This window comes from Plantactinospora sp. DSM 117369, assembly GCF_053764795.1.
In genome coordinates this window covers 8,475,357-8,490,565 of sequence record NZ_CM132446.1, presented here as the reverse complement: position 1 = coordinate 8,490,565, position 15,209 = coordinate 8,475,357, and the positions used below count along the sequence as shown (strand labels likewise).

Here is a 15,209-nt window from a genome sequence, read left to right as displayed (position 1 = left end):
TCAGCCGTCGAAGCGGGCGACCAGGTCGCCGATCCGTGCCGACGGTGAGGCGTCGCAGAGCTGGTCCACCGCCGTCATCACCAGCGGACTGTCCACTCCGGAAATGCCCTTGGCCAGCCCGATCTGGCGGATCGCGGCGACCCGCTCCTCGGGTGGCGCCTGCTGGTATTCCCGGCAGGTCGAGTCGGCGGTCAGCCCACCGGCGTCGGTGAGCCCGTCGAGCACCGCGCGGACGACCAGGCCGCCGACCACCAGCAACAGCACGACCGCGCCGAGGGCGATCCACGGACCGTAGCGGCGCGGCCGTCGACCACCGGCCGATCCGGGTACGGCGTCAGCCGCCGCCCCGACCGGCGCCCCGGTCTCCGGCCGCGTCGCCGCGCCGGCGGCCGTCCGATTCGCCGGGACCGGCGTACCGGCCTCGGCCGGCAGGGCCTCGACGGCGGCGGCCAGCTCGGCGGCGTACCCGGGATCCTCGGCGGCGGCGGTGCTCAGCAGGCGCTTGACCAGTGAGTTGTTCCGGGGTTCCCGGACCAGGTCGGCCAGCGCCTCCACCTCGTCGAGGGTACGCAGCCGCTCCGCCACCAGGTCGTAGAGTCGACGGCCCGGTCCCGCCGGGCCCGGGTCACCGGCCGCGGCGACCTCGGGCAGGTGCGGGGCGAGGCGGTCGAGCACCGCAGCGGCGAGTGTGCTGGCCTCCGACGGGGTCATCCCGGCAGGTTAGCGCCTGACCGGGTGCGGTGCCGGTTCGGGCACCGCTCCCGGGAGGCCGAACCGTTCCCGCACTCCGCCTTCACAAGAACCGCACAGCCTCCTTCTAGTCTCACACAACGTGATCAAACTCGGCGGAGCGGGTGGCCTGGCCCCACTCGCGGAGGCGGTGGTCGACCTCGACGCGATCGCGCACAACGTCCGTACCCTGGCCGGACGGACCGGCGCGGAGCTGCTCGCGGTGGTCAAGGCGGACGGGTTCGGGCATGGCGCCCTGCCGGTGGCCCGGACGGTGCTGGCGGCCGGCGCGCGGTGGCTGGGCGTGACCTCCCGGGCCGAGGCGCTGACCCTGCGGGCCGGCCGCGTCGACGCGCCGGTGCTGTGCTGGCTGCACGCCGAGGACGAGGACTTCGCCCCGGTCGTCGCGGCCCGGATCGACCTGTCGGTGCCCTCGGTGGCACACCTGCGCGGGATCGCCGCCGGGGCGGGCCAGACCGGCGTACGGGCCGAGGTGCACCTCAAGGTCGACACCGGGCTCTCCCGCAACGGTGCGAGCGACGAGGAATGGCCCGAGCTGGTACGCCTGGCGCGCGGCTTCGAGAGCGTCGGGCGGATCCGGGTTCGTGGGCTCTGGTCCCATCTGGCCGGCGGGGAGTTTCCGGCCGACCCCAGGGACACCGCGCAGCTACGGCGGTTCGGCCGCGCCCTGGCACTGGCCCGGGGCGCCGGGCTCGCACCCGAGCTGGTGCACCTGGCGAACTCGGCCGCCCTGGTCGGCCAGCCGGAGACGCACTTCGACCTGGTCCGGGCCGGCATCGCGGTCTACGGCGTGGAGCCGCTGCCGGGGCTGCCCGTCGGACTGCGCCCGGCGATGACCCTGCGGTCCCGGGTCATCCTGACCAGGCGGGTCGCGGCGGGCACCGGCATCTCCTACGGGCACGACTACGTCACGGCCGCCCCGACGACCCTGGCGCTGGTGCCGGTCGGCTACGCGGACGGGATTCCCCGGGCCGCCGCCGGAGCGGCCCAGGTCTGGATAGCGGGCCGGCGGTGTCGGGTCGCCGGTCGGGTGACCATGGACCAGATCGTCGTCGACGTCGGGGACCTGCCGGTGCGTACCGGCGACGAGGTGCTGATCTTCGGGCCCGGTGAGCAGGGCGAGCCGACCGTCGTCGAGTGGGCCGGTTGGGCCGGTACCAACCCGCACGAGATCTTCACCGGCATCGGGTCCCGGGTCGGCCGGCGCTACCTGCCGGTGCGGGCCGAGCGGCACAGCGGACGGGAGCGGGTCAATGTCTGAGTCGACGATCAGGATCGCGGTGCTCTACGGCGGGCGCAGCGGGGAACACCGGGTCTCCCGCCAGTCGGCGGCGAGCGTACTGGAGAACCTGGACCCGGCGCGCTACCGGCCGGAACCGGTGTTGATCACCCGGACCGGGCAGTGGGTCTTCGGCACCGGAGCGCCGGTCAGCGTCTTCGAGGCGGTCGACCGGCTGCGTACGGTCGACGTGATCTTCCCGGCCCTGCACGGCCCGTACGGCGAGGACGGCACCCTCCAGTCGGTGCTGGAGCTGACCGGCGTGCCGTACGTCGGCAACGGCGTACTGGCCAGCGCCGCCGGGATGGACAAGGAGTTCACCAAGAAGCTGCTCGCCGCCGAGGGGATCCCGGTCGCCGACGCGGTGGTGTCCCGGCCGACCGACCCGGACGGGGTGCCGCCGGCGGCGGAACTGCGCCGGCTCGGCCTGCCGGTCTTCGTCAAGCCCGCCCGGGCCGGCTCCAGCCTCGGCGTGACCCGGGTGACCGACTGGGCGGAGCTGCCGGCGGCCCTGGAGTGGGCCCGGTCCAGCGACCCGAAGGTGCTGATCGAGGCGGCGGTCCCCGGGCGCGAGATCGACCTGGCGGTACTCGAACGTCCCGACGGCCGGCTCGAGGTCGGTCCGCCGCTGGAGATCCGGGTCGCCGGCGACCGGTCGTTCTTCGACTACGACGCCAAGTACGACGACCCGGGGACGGTCTTCGAGATTCCGGCCCGGCTGGACGCCGCGGTCACGGCCGAACTCTCCGACCTCGCGGTACGCGCGTTCCGGGCGCTCGGCTGCGCCGGGCTGGCCCGGATCGACTTCTTCCTCCGCGCCGGGGTGGCACCGGTGCTGAACGAGGTCAACACGTTCCCCGGCTTCACCCCGGTCTCGCAGTATCCCCGGATCTGGCAGGTTGCCGGGCTGGACTATCCGGAGCTGCTGGACGTGCTGGTCCAGAACGCGCTCGCGCGCCGGACCGACCGGTCCGGCGCGCGAGCGACCCGGTCTGACTAGCGGACGCGTCCGTAGCCGTACGGGCTCATCATGTCGACGCTGGCGAGCTTGACGGTCTCGCCCGCCTGCGGTGCGTGGATCACCTTGCCGCTGCCCACGAAGAGCGCCACATGGCCGAGTCCACTGTAGAAGACGAGATCACCGGGTTTCAGCTCACCACGGCTGATGTGTGCCACCTTGTCCCACTGCATCGCGGCGTTGTGCGGCAGTGACTTGCCGGCGGCCCGCCAGGCGGCCAGGGTCAGCCCGGAGCAGTCGTAGCCGTTCGGGCCCTCGGCCGCCCAGACGTACGGCGTGCCGATCGCGTCGTAGGCGTACCGGACGGCGACACCCGCCTTGCCGGAGACCGCCGGGACGCTGCCGGTGTACTTGCTGCCGGACGAGGTCGCCGACCCGTACGCCTCGCGGCGCATCTCGTAGAGCTTGGCCAGCTCGCCCTCGATCCGCTTCTTGCCGGCGGCCAGCTGCTTCGCCTGCGCGGTCTGCCGGGCCAGCGTGGCGTCGAGCCGGGCCTTCTCCTCGGCGTACTGGCGCTGGGTCGCGTCGAACCCGGCGATCTGCCGGTCCCGGTCCCGGGCCAACTGCTCCAGCGCACCGAGCCGGCCCACCAGGGTGCTGGCGTCGCCCCGGTTCAGCAGCGCGCTCGCCGTGCTCAAGCCGCCGAGCTTGTACGCCCGGGTGGCGAGCTCGGCCACCTCGGCCCGGCTCTGGTCCGCCTGCTGTTGCAGCGGTCCGATCCGGGCGCTGAGCGTGGCCGCGGCGGCCTTGCTCTCCTTGATCTCCTCGTTGAGCTTGTTGTACGACTCGACGACCTTCTCCAGTTCGGCGGAGGCCTTGTTGATCCGCTGCGTGAGCTCGCTGGCCGAGGGTTCGGCCCGGGCCGCCGACATCGGGGCGAGAAGCGCCGCCGAGAGGCCGGCCGCGACGAGGGTACGCAGCAGGATCCGCACCGAAGACAACGTGTGCAGAACCCTTCTTCCTTGCGCCACCGCGAGTGCTGCCTGCGGCGGCACCGGACCGGCGCCACCCGGAGGATGACTGACGACCGGGCCAGCCGGTTCAACGTAGCCCGGGCCCGGGATTACCGACAGTGGCCGGCGGGTGAGATGCGGCAGTGGCGAGCGATAACCCGAATGTCGTGATCACGAATCGTACTGGCCTGCGTTCCGGTAGTGATATTGGCTGGCCGCGGAGGTGTTGCCCAGCCACTCCCTGATCCTTCGCCCGATAGGTCGGTCTTGGCGGATAGCGGCTCTGGCTGAGTATGGGCAAACCACCATGCAATCGGGCAGAGCGCGACGAGTGGCCCGGCTGCCGCCTGGAAATCAGCCAGGTGGCTGTCTGCGTCCCTTCCACTTGCTGGTGTGCCCTTCGCACAATGAATGCAGGGAGCCGACAGGCTCCCCGGGGGCCCGGCGCAGCAGTACCCGGCGTAGTCGCCAGCAGGGGGGCGAGGTCGCGTGCAATGAACCAGCCATAGTTCCCGGGCCTCGCGTGCGCCCCAGATCGCTTGCAAGACGATCGGCATCCGGCTGCCACCAGATGCCGATCTCTACGAACCGTCCACACCAGCCCGCCTCAGGAGCCGTTGGAGGCAAGAATGGAGCCTACTCGCCCTCCCGTCCACCTGCCAGACGCGTCATTCGAGGTATCTGGACTGGCCCGCCCCCGTCCGGTCGACCTCTACCGGGCACCCGGCGTGCGGATCACCAACGAGGCATTCATCGTCGCCGGCCGCAAGTTCTCGATCTCCGAACTCACCCACCTGCAGACCGCCCGTGGGCCGCACGACCGGCTGACGCTGCGAGCGGTGATGGTCACTGCCGCGGTACTCGTCGGCATCGGAGTCGCGCTGGGCTACACCGGTGACCTCTACCGCCTCCCCGCCACCACGTACGCCGGGCTCGGGCTCGCGGCCTTCGTGCCGGTCGGGCTCGCCCTGGTGGGCCACCGGTGGCGGCCGCCGGCGTACGAGCTGTGGGGGCGGTACAAGGGGGAGACGGTGCTGCTGTTCAGCTCCGACCACGAGCGGCAGTTCGGTCAGGTGACCCGGGCGCTGATCCGGGCCCGGGAAGCCGCCCGGCTGGGCGGGCTGGCATTCCCGCCAGCCTCGGACACCCCGTACGAGCCGATGCCCTAGGGAGTGCGTCCGTGGCGTGCCCGCCGGACCTTCGCCGGTCCGGCGGTGCCGCCCGGGGCTGGGCGACGACCGGCCGATCCGGACCGGTGCGCACGGCGGAGGGCCACACGTCAGCCGGTCAGGCCGGCGGCGATCTCCGAGATCCGGCGCAGCGAGTCGGCCGGGGTCAGGGCCGCTTCGCGGAGTCCGGTGAAGGTCCGCAGGTGCGCGGTCACCGCCTCGGGGTCGTCGAGTACGTCCTCCAGGCCGGTGCTCTCCAGATAGACGACGTCGGCGTCCTCCCCGGCGGCGAAGCGTATGATCACGAACTGCCCGAGCGGGGTGTAGACGGTGGAGGTGAACGGCAGCACCTGGACGGTGATCCGGCCGGAGTCGGCGAGGCCGACCAGATGCAGGAGCTGCTCCCGGATGACGGCCGGACCGCCGGTCTGCCGGTGCAGTGCCGCCTCGTCGAATACCACGACAATGTTCGGCGGATCGGCCCGGCCGAGCATTTCCTGCTGGCGGCGCAACCGCAACGTGATGGAAGCCTGTGCCTCCTCGGGATCGTCCAGTTTGGGAATTGCCGTCTTCAGAACCGCCTGCGCGTACGCCTCTGTCTGGAGTAGTCCGGGCATGCCGACGGACTGGTAGAAATAGAGTTCCGAGGACTCCGCCTCCAGCCCGATATACGAATAATAGGCCGGACGCAGTGCGTCACGATATTGCGACCACCAGGTGCGCTGCCGGGACACCCGGGCCAGTTGCACCAGTTCGGCGACCTGTTCCGGATCGCGCACCTGATAGTAATTGAGTAACGCCTTGACGTCGTTGGTGGAAATCGAGACGTATCCCGCCTCTATTCGGATCAGCTTGGAGAGCGACCAGTCCATCGCGACGGCCGCCTGCTCCTGGGTGAACCCGGCGGCCTCGCGGGCCCGCCGGATCGCCGAGCGGAGCTTGCGGCGACCCACGGTCGGGCCGTACGCCGTAGTCATCGGGAACGCTCCCTTCAAACGGCGCCCCGGCGGCCGAGCGAGGGTCAATTCGGCTCATTCTGATCCCGGCAACCTGCCACCTGGCTACCGGCTACCTGCCAGATCGCCAGACTTTTGTGCAGGCTACACGGGCCCGCTGCGTTCCACCAGCATCCCTGCTTGCCGCGACGACGCCATCACCGGTTGTGTCCATTGTCTACGGGTACATCATAATCGGGATATTGCGGGCTGTGCGGAATGCGGTCGTGAGGGTAGCCTCTCTCCCTGTCGCGGCACCTGCCGCAACGCTATTAGGTGCCGGGGAGGGCGCATGTCACAGACTGGTTCCGCCGAGCTCGACTGGCGGAAGAGCACCCGATGCGAATCGCAGCATTGTGTCGAGGTGGCTCAGGTCGGGGGCGGTGCCGCCGTCCGCGACTCGGTCGATCCGGAGCAGTCGCTGCTGTTCGGTGCGGGTGCCTGGCGGGCATTCGTGGACGGGCTCCGCAACGCGTGAAATCCGACCCCGGCGGCGTGATTCATTCACGTTCCGGCCTATCGGGCGCCACTGAGCATGGTGCGTGACCTCGCGTATCGCGAGACATTCAAATGAATGACCTCTTTGGTGGAACGGGGCGGCTCGCGGTCGGCGGCCGCCCCGGCGCGGCGGTTCAGCCGGCCACCGGCTCCGGCTGGCGCACCTGCCGGGTGACCGCCCGCTCGGCGAAGAACGAGACGAACGGGATCGTCCCGGCGAGCATGACCAGCACCATCCGGGTCAGTGGCCAGCGCGCCCGGCGCCCCAGGTCGAAGGTGGCCAGCAGGTACACCATGTAGAGGAAGCCGTGCGCCGGGCCGACCGTCTCGACGACCACGGGGTCGCCCCAGATGTACTTGAGCGGCATGCCCACCACGACGAGCGCGATCAACACGACGCCGACCACGTAAGCGACCACACGGTAGCGGGTCAGGGCTGCGCCCACGGTTCATCCTTCCTGCTGCCGGCCCAGGCCGGGATAGTCGGCGGGGCGAGCGCCCGGATTGGCGTTCAGCCACCCGAGGTAGTGGTTGTATTCGGTCAGAGCCGGGTCCTCCGGGCCCTCGGCGGCCAGCCGTGGCCGGGTCGTGCGCACCGGTCGGCGTACCCCCGAAGTGGTCGCCCGGGCCGGCGGAGCGGCTGGCTCGGCGGCCGGTGGCCGGCCACCGCGCAGCGTGTAGCGCGCCTCACGCACCCAGAGGAAGACGACGAACCCGGCGAAGATCGGCCACTCGAAGGCGTACGCCCAGCTCAGGGTGTTGCCCCCCAGGGCCCGGCTGATCTGCCACCAGCCGAGGGCCAGGAAGCCGACGACCAGCGCGACGGTGAGCACGTGACGCACGATCCACGCCGGTGTGCACAGCCGTTTCATGCCCACGAGCGTACCGGGCGGGTCGGTCCCGTCTCCGACGCGGCGTCGTAGTGTCGTCCGCCCGGTCGGGGTTTGGCACTACCCGGTTTGGGCAACCGTCTAGTCGTCCACCCAAACGAGTTATCGGGGGCGACGATGTCCGAATCAGTACGCCACGACGAGTTCTCCCCGGCCGACGTCGGGTCGCCGATCGACGCCAGCCCCGAACAGCGGGTCGGCCAGTGGGACGGTGACCCGGTCCGGCGCGGCGGCACGGCCAGCGACTTCGTGGCCGCCGAGGAGGAGGTCCTCGGCATCGACCCGGTCGAGCTGAGCGACGAGGACCTGTTCCGGGAGATGCACAGCCTGCACCGGACCAGGCTGGACACGCTCCGGCACGCCGCCGACACCGCGCTCGGCAACCACCTGCGGCGGACCGCCGAACTGGAGACCGAGTACCTGACCCGGCATCCGGGCCGGGAGGTCGACCCGAGCCGCCTACGGGACGGCGCGTGGTGACGGCCCGTGCCGAGCGGGGCATCTCCGCCCCACCGGAGGTGGTGTTCAGCACCGCCACCGACCCGGACCGGGTCGCGGCCTGGCTGCCCGCCCCGCTGCGCGCCGGCGGCGTGCCGGGAGCGGAACTGACCGCCGCCGACCTGCGGGCCCGGTGGCGCAGCGCCGGGCCCCCCGACTGGTCGGCCCAGTTGCAGGTGTCACCGGTCGACGCCGGTGGAGCCACCGTACGACTCGAACTGGAGGCCGATCCGCCGGAGCGGCGGCTGCACGAGATCGCAGACCAGTCACTGGCCAGCCTGGCCCGGGAGGTCGACGACAACCTCACCCCGGGGTGAGCGTGCCGGTGCCCCGGGACGGACGGCATGCGGCGGCGGCAGCGGACGGCATGCGGCGGCGGCAGCGGACGGCATGCGGAATGCGGAACGAGGCGGGATGAACGTACGGAACAGGGTGGCCCGACTCCGGCAGGCGTACGCGCCCGACGAGCACCGGCCGCTCGGCGGCTACCTGGCGGCGATGGGTACCTACGCCGGGGCGGCGCTGGCGCTGGCCGCCGCGGCGAAGACGACCGGGCGGCGGGCTCCGGACCGGCCGAGCACCTTCGACGTCGTACTGCTGTCGGTGGCCACCCACAAGCTCAGCCGGCTGCTCTCCAAGGACGCCGTGACCAGCCCGCTGCGCGCGCCGTTCACCCGGTACGACCGGCCGATCGGCAGCGGCGAAGTGATGGAGCAGGTACGCGACCAGGGCAGTTCGACCAAGCACGCCGTCGGCGAACTGCTCAGTTGCCCGTTCTGCCTGGCTGTCTGGGTCGCCACCGGGCTGACCGGCGGCCTGGTGCTCGCACCCCGGCTGACCCGACTGGTGGCGACGGCCCTCACCGCCGTCGCCGCCTCCGACTTCCTCCAGATGGGCTACGCCGTCGCGCAGCGCGTTGCCTCCCGGCCGTAAGCTGCGTGCGCCTCCACCCAGGCTCAGCGCTGCATGCCGGACCAGCCCCGGGGCGACTCCGGCTCCCGTTCGGTGTCGGTACCGGTGATGATCTCCTCGTCCACCGCCGTCTTGTCATGCTCGGCGGTGAAGTCGGGGTCGTCCCGCGGCTCGGTGTCGCCGGGTGCCTGGCCGAGCGGAGCCAGGCGGGCCCGCCGCGGCCGGTCATCTTCGGTCATGATTTTCTCTCCTCGCCGTCCGGGGATCAGCCGTCCGGGGATCAGCCGGCCGTACCGCCGAGCAGGTCGGCGACCTCGTCGACCGCGTACTCGCCCTGGGGGAGCGCGGTGATTCTGGTCAGCAGTTCGGCAGACACCTCGGCGGCGACCGCCCGTCGCTGGATCTCCGACTGGGTGAGCCGCTCCTGACCGGCGTACAGGTCGTCGAGCAGTGCGTCGAGTTCCGGACTGGCCGAGTCGTCCCGGGTCGGTTGGTCGGTCACGGAGATCAGCTACCCGGTGCCGAATCGGCCAAACCCGCCCGGATGGCGGCCGGCCGTCCGATTCGCCGCACGCCCCCGACCGCTGCGGGGCGGTGACCCGTGCTCGGGACAGCCGGGTGATGTGCGTCACGGCAAAGGACGGAACACCGGACCCGGATCCGAGGTTGACTACGACTGTCGGTGTGTCCAGTGTCCCCGGGCCTCACCTAATTGCCTTCGCGGAATACCGTCCGGCTGGAGCCGCGTCGTGCCACTCGCCGAGAGGCGACCTGCACACCGACACCCGCGCCGCCCATGGCCTCGCCATGGGCGGCGTATCCATTTCGCCCGCCGCCGATGTCAGCCGCGCCGGCCGCCCGGGACGCCCCCGGAGGGACCGCTCTCGGTCGAGGTCTGACCACCGCCGGGACCGCCCCGGCCGGGACCGTTCGCCGAGGACTGGCCGTTGCTGACCCGGAGCACCACCACACCGCCGGAGACGGTCCGGCCGTCCGGATCGGTGCCGGCGACCGTACCGTCCGGGCAGTTCGAGGCCACCCGGTTCGGGTCGACCTCCACCGTGAAGCCGGCGTCGCGCAGCGCGGCGGTGGCGTCGTCGACCGAGCGGCAGGTGACCGACGGCACCGACTTCTGGTCTCCGTACACCAGCTTCTCGTCCGGCTTGGGGAAGTCCTTCTTCGGCTTCCCCTTCATCGCGTCGGCCAGCGTCTCGTAGACGGCCGGGTTCACGATGTCGTGGTCCATGTTGGTGGTGGTCTCCGGCCAGTCCGGGTTGGCCATGATGCCGGCTACCGAGAGCGTCGTGGTCATGGTCACCAGCGACGCGGTCCGCTCGCTGTCCGTGGTACCGGTCTTGCCCGCCACCGGGTGGTCCACCACCCGGTACGCGTCCGCCTCCGTCGCGCCACGGCACCTGCCGTACGCGGACTGGTCGCCGACCGGGCACCGCGCCGCGTCGATGGCCGCCCGGGCCACCCCGGGGTCCACCGCCTGGTCACAGCGCGGCGAGGCGATGTCGAGCGCCTTGCCGGCGCGGTCCTTGACCTCCTGCACCGGGATCGGCTCACAGTGCTTGCCGTCGGCGGCCAGCGTGGCGTACGAGTTGGCCAGGTCCAGCGGGGTGGTCGCCGAGACACCGAGGGTGAACGATCCCCAGCCGTCGGCCTGGGCCGGGTCGTTGGCCACCGCCGCCTCGCCCGGCTGCCGGAACCGGATCCCCATCCGCTGCGCCGCGTCGACGACCTTGGCCGCCCCGACCCGCTCCTCCAGCGGTACGAAGTAGGTGTTGACGGAGCGGCCGAACGCGCTCCACATGTCGTGCATGCCGGCCATGCTCTCGTTGTCGTTGCCCGGGCACCACCGCTCGGTGCCGGCGCAGGCCGAGTCGGTGCCGCGCTCCGCGGAGTACTTCGACGGGTAGCGCTGCGGCGCGTTGTAGGTGTGGCTGAGCGGGTAGCCCTGCTCCAGCGCGGCCACCATGGTGAACATCTTGAACGTCGATCCGGCCTGGTACCCGGCGACGTCACCGCCACCGGTCAGCAGCGGGTTGGTGGTACGCGGATAGGTGGCCCGCATCCCGGCGTCCGCCTGCTTCGGGTTGCTGGAGACCGGGTTCTTCGGCTTCGCCGGGTCGTCCAGCCCGAACGTCCGGTTGGTGGCCAGCGCGCGCACCCGGCCGGTGCCCGGCTCGACGGCCGCCACCATCAGGGCGTCCTTCCGTCCCGTGGGCAGGTACTGCTGCACGTTGGCGTAGGCGGCCTTCTGCACGGCCGGGTCGAGGGTGGTGACGATCCGGTAACCGCCGCCCTTGAGCCGCCGCTCCCGGTCGTACGAGGTGCGGCCGAACGCCTCCTGATCCATCCACCACCGGTAGAAAGAGTCGCAGAAGAAGCCCCAGTCGTTGTGTACCGAGCTGGTGCAGCCGTTGGCCGGCCGCTGCCCCTTGACCTTGAGCGGGGTGGCCAGCGCCGCCGCCTTCTCCTGCTCGGTGATCGCGCCGATCTCCTTCATCTGCCCGATCACCCAGTCGCGGCGGTCCACCGTCCGGTCGTGGCCGGGCCCCGCGCTGTCCAGCGCGTCGTAGTAGCTCGGCGACTTGACCAGGCCGGCGATCATCGCCGCCTCCGGCACGGTCAGGTTCTTCGGCTCCTTGCCGAAGTAGAACCGGCTCGCCGCCGCCACCCCGTACGTCCCGTGGCCGAACGGCGCCATGTTCAGGTAGCGCTCCAGGATCTGGTCCTTGGTCAGCTTGTTCTCCAGCGCCGCCGCCTGGCGCATCTCGCGTACCTTCCGGACGTTGGTGTCCTCGCTGGCCGCCACCACGTCGTTCGGGTCGGTCGCACCGTAGGTGATCGACATCCGGACGAGCTGCATGGTCAGCGTCGAGGCGCCCTGCCGGGAGTTGCCGGTGAAGTTCGAGATCAGGGCCCGCATGAAGCCCTTCACGTCGACCCCGTTGTGCCGGTAGAACGCGTGGTCCTCGGCGGCGATCATCGCGTCCCGCATCGCCGGGGAGATCTCGGCCAACGGGACGTCCTGGCGGTTCTCGTCGTAGAAGGTCGCCATCAGCGTCTTGTTGTCGGCGGCGAAGACCTGGCTCGCCTCCGGCACCTGCGGCACGGTCAGCTCGGTGGGCAGGTCCTGGAACGAGTCGGCGCCGGCCTTCGCCGCGAGCCCGGACATGGCCACCGCCGGGAACGCCGCACCGGCGACCACCACCCCGGCGAGCAGGGCACAGATGAGCAGCGTGGCAGCCTTCGTCAGGCTACGTCGGCGGAGTTTCGGCATGATCGCGTGAACCTCTGGGTCTGGCGGGCAGGTCGCGGGCGGGCGGCCGGCGCGAGCACAACCGTACGCGCGCTTTTCGCCCTATTGATCCAGACGCCGCACCGAACCGCACGGTTGCGTCGCGGTGGATCTCCCAACTGACTGCTACGTCACACCCGCCAGTCTCGGCGGCGGCCCCGACCGGCCGCCGCCGATCCGGACAGGTCAGCCCAGCGTGGTACCCGCCGGTGCCGCCACCCGCCGGGCCCGGACCGCCGCCGCCAGCTCCGCCAGCACCTCCTCGGTCTCCGGCCAGCCGAGGCAGGCGTCGGTGATCGACTGCCCGTACTCCAGTGGCCGGGTCGGGTCCAGGTCCTGCCGGCCGGGTACCAGGAACGACTCCAGCATCACCCCGACGATGCCGCGCTCGCCGTCGGCCATCTGCCGGGCCACGTCGGCGGCGACCACCGGCTGCCGGCGGTGGTCCTTGCCGCTGTTGTCGTGGCTCGCGTCGATCACCAGCCGCTCGGGCAGCCCGGCCGCCCGGAGCAGCGAGAGCGACGCCGCCACCGACTCGGCGTCGTAGTTGGGCTCGCCCCGGCCGCCGCGCAGCACCAGGTGGCAGTCCGCGTTCCCCCGGGTGTGCATGATCGCCGGGGCCCCGGAGACGTCGATGCCGGGGAAGACGTGCGGCACCCCGGCGGCCCGGATCGCGTCGACCGCCGTACCGACGCTGCCGTCCGGGCGGTTCTTCATCCCGATCGGCATGGAGAGGCCGGACGAGAGCTGGCGGTGCACCTGGCTCTCGACCGTACGGGCTCCGATGGCGCCCCAGGCCACCGTGTCGGCGATGTACTGCGGAGTGATCGGGTCCAGGAACTCGCAGCCGACCGGCAGCCCCAGCCGGAGTACGTCCAGCAGCAGCGCGCGGGCGGCCCGCAGCCCGGCGTTCACGTCGCCGGAACCGTCCAGCCCGGGGTCGTTGATCAGGCCCTTCCAGCCGACGGTGGAGCGGGGTTTCTCGAAGTAGACCCGCATCACCACCAGCAGGTCGTCGGCGTGCTCGGCCGCCGCCACCCGTAGCCGTTGCGCGTAGTCCAGGGCCGCCGCGGGATCGTGCACCGAGCACGGGCCGACGACGACCAGTAGCCGATCGTCCTCCCGGTCGAGCACCCGGGCGACCGATCGTCGGCCGTCGAGTACGGCGCTGGCCAACGGCTCGTCCAGGGGCAGTTCGTGGTGCAGCAGCGCCGGGGTGGTCAGCGGCACGATCCGGTCGATGCGCTGGTCGCTGACCCGACCCATCCCAGTGGTGGTCATCGTCGAGGCTCCCTCTCTGCCGACCGCCACCCCGGGGCCGGCGCCCGGGAGCCGAGCCGGCTGTTTCCACGAAAAAAGCAGGGACGATGTCCCTGCTTCAGCCGGCTCTTGCTGGATGGTGACGTCAGGTCATGGCTGAGTCACCGGCTCCGGAGCCGGCTGACTAAACCATCGATAGGAACGCGCCACGGAGAGAACCATACCCGACGACGGTCCGCGCCGGACCGGGTGTCCAACTCCTGGTACGCGCGGAATTACCGGGTGGCGTGCTGAAGCGGACAGGCAGGGGCAAGACGGTCAGTGAGGGCCTGCCGGAGTCAGGCGGTCGGTGCCTGCTTCGCGAAGTCGACGAAGGCTCGCCAGGGGGCGGGAGCGAACGTCAGCGTGCCGCCTTCGCGGTCCTTGGTGTCACGGACGAGGACTACGCCGGACAGGTTGTCGGCGACCTCCACGCACGCGCCACCCGACCCGTTGCTGCGGCTGGACTTGCGCCATTCGGCAGCGGTCTGGTCACTCATCGCGCATCTCCTTGGCGATCATCGCTATCAGGTCGGTCGACCGGGACAGATCGAGTGCCACCTCTTCGAGCGACCTCCATACCTTAGCGTACGCCGCAACCTCTGTCGGCTTGTCGAGGTAGAGGGCGCCGGTCAGTAGCTCGCTGTAGACCGTGGTGGGCTCGGGAGTCCTGATCCCGAGCGGGGGAAATTCCAGGATGATGAACTGCCCGCCGGTCAGGGCAAAGGTCGGTGCTGCGGTTCGCGGCACGACCTGAATGCTCGCCACTCCGTTCGTCACCTGGTGGTGGAGGTGAGCGAGCTGCCGACCCATGCCTGGAGCCTCTCGGCGTAGCACCCCCTCGTCCACGATGACCTCCAGGCGTGGTGGCTCCGGCTTCTTCCGGGTCAGGATCTTCTGGCGCTCCATCCTCACCTCGACCAGCCGCCCGACATCGCGCGGTGGAAGGTCCGGATGCGACCGCAGCAGGTGTTCGGCGTACTCACGGGTCTGGAGCAGGCCGGGCAGTACGGCGGGTTCCCAGTGCCGGAGGCGGGAGGCTGCGGCTTCCAGGCCGACGTACAGTTCGAACCAGGCCGGCAGGGTGTCGCCATAGGCGTGCCACCATCCCTTCGCCTTGGTCTGGGCGGCGAGCTTCTTCAGCGCCTCGGTCATCTCGCCGGAGATGCCGTAGAGCCGGCACATCGCTTCGACATCGCGAGCCTTGACGGCGGCCTGGCCGCCCTCGATCCGGTACATCGTGGAGCGCGACCATTCGAGGTCGGCGCCGGCGGCCTCCAGGGACAGCCCGGCCTGTTCACGAGCCTGCCTCAGGAACCGGCCCAGTTGCCTGCGCGGTATGGACGATCCCACGTCCGTCATCGCCGGACCCCCTGTCTCAGATTGGAGCAATCAGTCGATCGATTCTGGGACTGTTTCCGGTGGATTGTGAAGAAGGAACGACTAGCGAGCGATGCGTCAGCTTAGACCGTTGCATGTCCCTTGTGGGGGCACCGAGAGTGGCAGCAGCAGGACCGCTCGGTGACCGCAAAGCGCCCGGGTGGAACTCGCACCGGGAGCCGGTCTCAGCTCCCCCCACTGAGATCGGCTCCCGCCAACTCCCCGAGGAGGTACGTGATGAGGAGACTCCACCGGTTGCTG

Annotated in this window: 18 protein-coding genes; 7 read left to right on the top strand and 11 right to left on the bottom strand. The window is 71.0% G+C overall.

Annotation, left to right across the window (positions count from 1 at the left end; translation table 11 throughout):
- On the bottom strand, window positions 1–711 hold the full coding sequence (locus ACSMXO_RS36275) for a hypothetical protein (RefSeq protein WP_455415481.1): 711 nt from the start codon (window positions 709–711) through the stop codon (window positions 1–3).
- Between the two features lie 121 nt (window positions 712–832).
- Here ACSMXO_RS36275 and alr point away from each other — a divergent pair, with 121 nt between their 5' ends.
- Both alr and ACSMXO_RS36265 read left to right on the top strand, forming a co-directional pair.
- Complete coding sequence (alr, locus tag ACSMXO_RS36270) at window positions 833–2,011, top strand: alanine racemase (protein ID WP_455415480.1); 1,179 nt, start codon at window positions 833–835, stop codon at window positions 2,009–2,011.
- Window positions 2,004–3,029 (top strand): D-alanine--D-alanine ligase family protein, encoded by a 1,026-nt coding sequence (locus ACSMXO_RS36265; RefSeq protein WP_455415479.1) that lies wholly within the window; start codon window positions 2,004–2,006, stop codon window positions 3,027–3,029. Before alr ends, ACSMXO_RS36265 begins: the two co-directional genes overlap by 8 nt.
- On the opposite strand, the gene ACSMXO_RS36260 is transcribed toward ACSMXO_RS36265, so the two are convergent.
- Window positions 3,026–3,988, bottom strand: a complete 963-nt coding sequence (locus tag ACSMXO_RS36260) for an NlpC/P60 family protein (protein WP_455415478.1) — start codon at window positions 3,986–3,988, stop codon at window positions 3,026–3,028. The two genes, ACSMXO_RS36265 and ACSMXO_RS36260, sit on opposite strands and share 4 nt — an antisense overlap.
- 740 nt (window positions 3,989–4,728) lie before the next feature.
- Here ACSMXO_RS36260 and ACSMXO_RS36255 point away from each other — a divergent pair.
- Window positions 4,729–5,169: a DUF6232 family protein gene (locus tag ACSMXO_RS36255; protein ID WP_455415477.1), complete on the top strand. Its 441-nt coding sequence runs from the start codon at window positions 4,729–4,731 to the stop codon at window positions 5,167–5,169.
- Between the two features lie 110 nt (window positions 5,170–5,279).
- Here ACSMXO_RS36255 and ACSMXO_RS36250 read toward each other — a convergent pair whose 3' ends face one another.
- Window positions 5,280–6,146 (bottom strand): helix-turn-helix domain-containing protein, encoded by an 867-nt coding sequence (locus ACSMXO_RS36250; RefSeq protein WP_346260486.1) that lies wholly within the window; start codon window positions 6,144–6,146, stop codon window positions 5,280–5,282.
- A gap of 310 nt (window positions 6,147–6,456) precedes the next feature.
- Here ACSMXO_RS36250 and ACSMXO_RS36245 point away from each other — a divergent pair, with 310 nt between their 5' ends.
- Window positions 6,457–6,642 (top strand): DUF397 domain-containing protein, encoded by a 186-nt coding sequence (locus tag ACSMXO_RS36245; RefSeq protein WP_346260485.1) that lies wholly within the window; start codon window positions 6,457–6,459, stop codon window positions 6,640–6,642.
- 154 nt (window positions 6,643–6,796) lie between these two features.
- On the opposite strand, the gene ACSMXO_RS36240 is transcribed toward ACSMXO_RS36245, so the two are convergent.
- Together ACSMXO_RS36240 and ACSMXO_RS36235 are read right to left on the bottom strand one after the other, a co-directional pair.
- Window positions 6,797–7,108 carry a DUF3817 domain-containing protein gene (locus ACSMXO_RS36240; protein ID WP_455415476.1) on the bottom strand — a complete coding sequence of 104 codons (312 nt, stop codon included), beginning with the start codon at window positions 7,106–7,108 and terminating at the stop codon, window positions 6,797–6,799.
- Between the two features lie 3 nt (window positions 7,109–7,111).
- Complete coding sequence (locus tag ACSMXO_RS36235; RefSeq protein WP_346260483.1) at window positions 7,112–7,534, bottom strand: hypothetical protein; 423 nt, start codon at window positions 7,532–7,534, stop codon at window positions 7,112–7,114.
- Window positions 7,535–7,669: 135 nt separating this feature from the next.
- Between ACSMXO_RS36235 and ACSMXO_RS36230 the strand changes: the two genes are divergently transcribed.
- The 3 genes from ACSMXO_RS36230 to ACSMXO_RS36220 all read left to right on the top strand — a co-directional run bounded on the left by ACSMXO_RS36230 (window position 7,670) and on the right by ACSMXO_RS36220 (window position 8,983).
- A complete protein-coding gene (locus ACSMXO_RS36230; RefSeq protein WP_318394900.1) occupies window positions 7,670–8,032 on the top strand; it encodes a DUF6158 family protein in 363 nt (120 codons plus the stop codon).
- Window positions 8,029–8,367, top strand: a complete 339-nt coding sequence (locus tag ACSMXO_RS36225; RefSeq protein WP_346260558.1) for a hypothetical protein — start codon at window positions 8,029–8,031, stop codon at window positions 8,365–8,367. The genes ACSMXO_RS36230 and ACSMXO_RS36225 overlap by 4 nt, the downstream gene beginning before the upstream one ends.
- A gap of 97 nt (window positions 8,368–8,464) precedes the next feature.
- Window positions 8,465–8,983, top strand: a complete 519-nt coding sequence (locus ACSMXO_RS36220; protein ID WP_455415475.1) for a DUF1360 domain-containing protein — start codon at window positions 8,465–8,467, stop codon at window positions 8,981–8,983.
- A 23-nt stretch (window positions 8,984–9,006) separates the two neighbouring features.
- Here ACSMXO_RS36220 and ACSMXO_RS36215 read toward each other — a convergent pair whose 3' ends face one another.
- From ACSMXO_RS36215 to ACSMXO_RS36190, 6 genes are all read right to left on the bottom strand, one after another.
- On the bottom strand, window positions 9,007–9,201 hold the full coding sequence (locus ACSMXO_RS36215; RefSeq protein ID WP_455415474.1) for a hypothetical protein: 195 nt from the start codon (window positions 9,199–9,201) through the stop codon (window positions 9,007–9,009).
- Between the two features lie 41 nt (window positions 9,202–9,242).
- Window positions 9,243–9,473: a hypothetical protein gene (locus ACSMXO_RS36210; protein ID WP_455419393.1), complete on the bottom strand. Its 231-nt coding sequence runs from the start codon at window positions 9,471–9,473 to the stop codon at window positions 9,243–9,245.
- A gap of 330 nt (window positions 9,474–9,803) precedes the next feature.
- Window positions 9,804–12,251 (bottom strand): penicillin-binding protein, encoded by a 2,448-nt coding sequence (locus ACSMXO_RS36205; protein WP_455415473.1) that lies wholly within the window; start codon window positions 12,249–12,251, stop codon window positions 9,804–9,806.
- Window positions 12,252–12,455: 204 nt separating this feature from the next.
- On the bottom strand, window positions 12,456–13,550 hold the full coding sequence (locus ACSMXO_RS36200) for a 3-deoxy-7-phosphoheptulonate synthase (RefSeq protein WP_455415472.1): 1,095 nt from the start codon (window positions 13,548–13,550) through the stop codon (window positions 12,456–12,458).
- 317 nt (window positions 13,551–13,867) lie between these two features.
- A complete protein-coding gene (locus tag ACSMXO_RS36195; RefSeq protein WP_346260477.1) occupies window positions 13,868–14,068 on the bottom strand; it encodes a DUF397 domain-containing protein in 201 nt (66 codons plus the stop codon).
- Window positions 14,061–14,930 (bottom strand): helix-turn-helix domain-containing protein, encoded by an 870-nt coding sequence (locus ACSMXO_RS36190; RefSeq protein WP_455415471.1) that lies wholly within the window; start codon window positions 14,928–14,930, stop codon window positions 14,061–14,063. Before ACSMXO_RS36190 ends, ACSMXO_RS36195 begins: the two co-directional genes overlap by 8 nt.
- Between the last annotated feature and the right edge of the window lie 279 nt (window positions 14,931–15,209).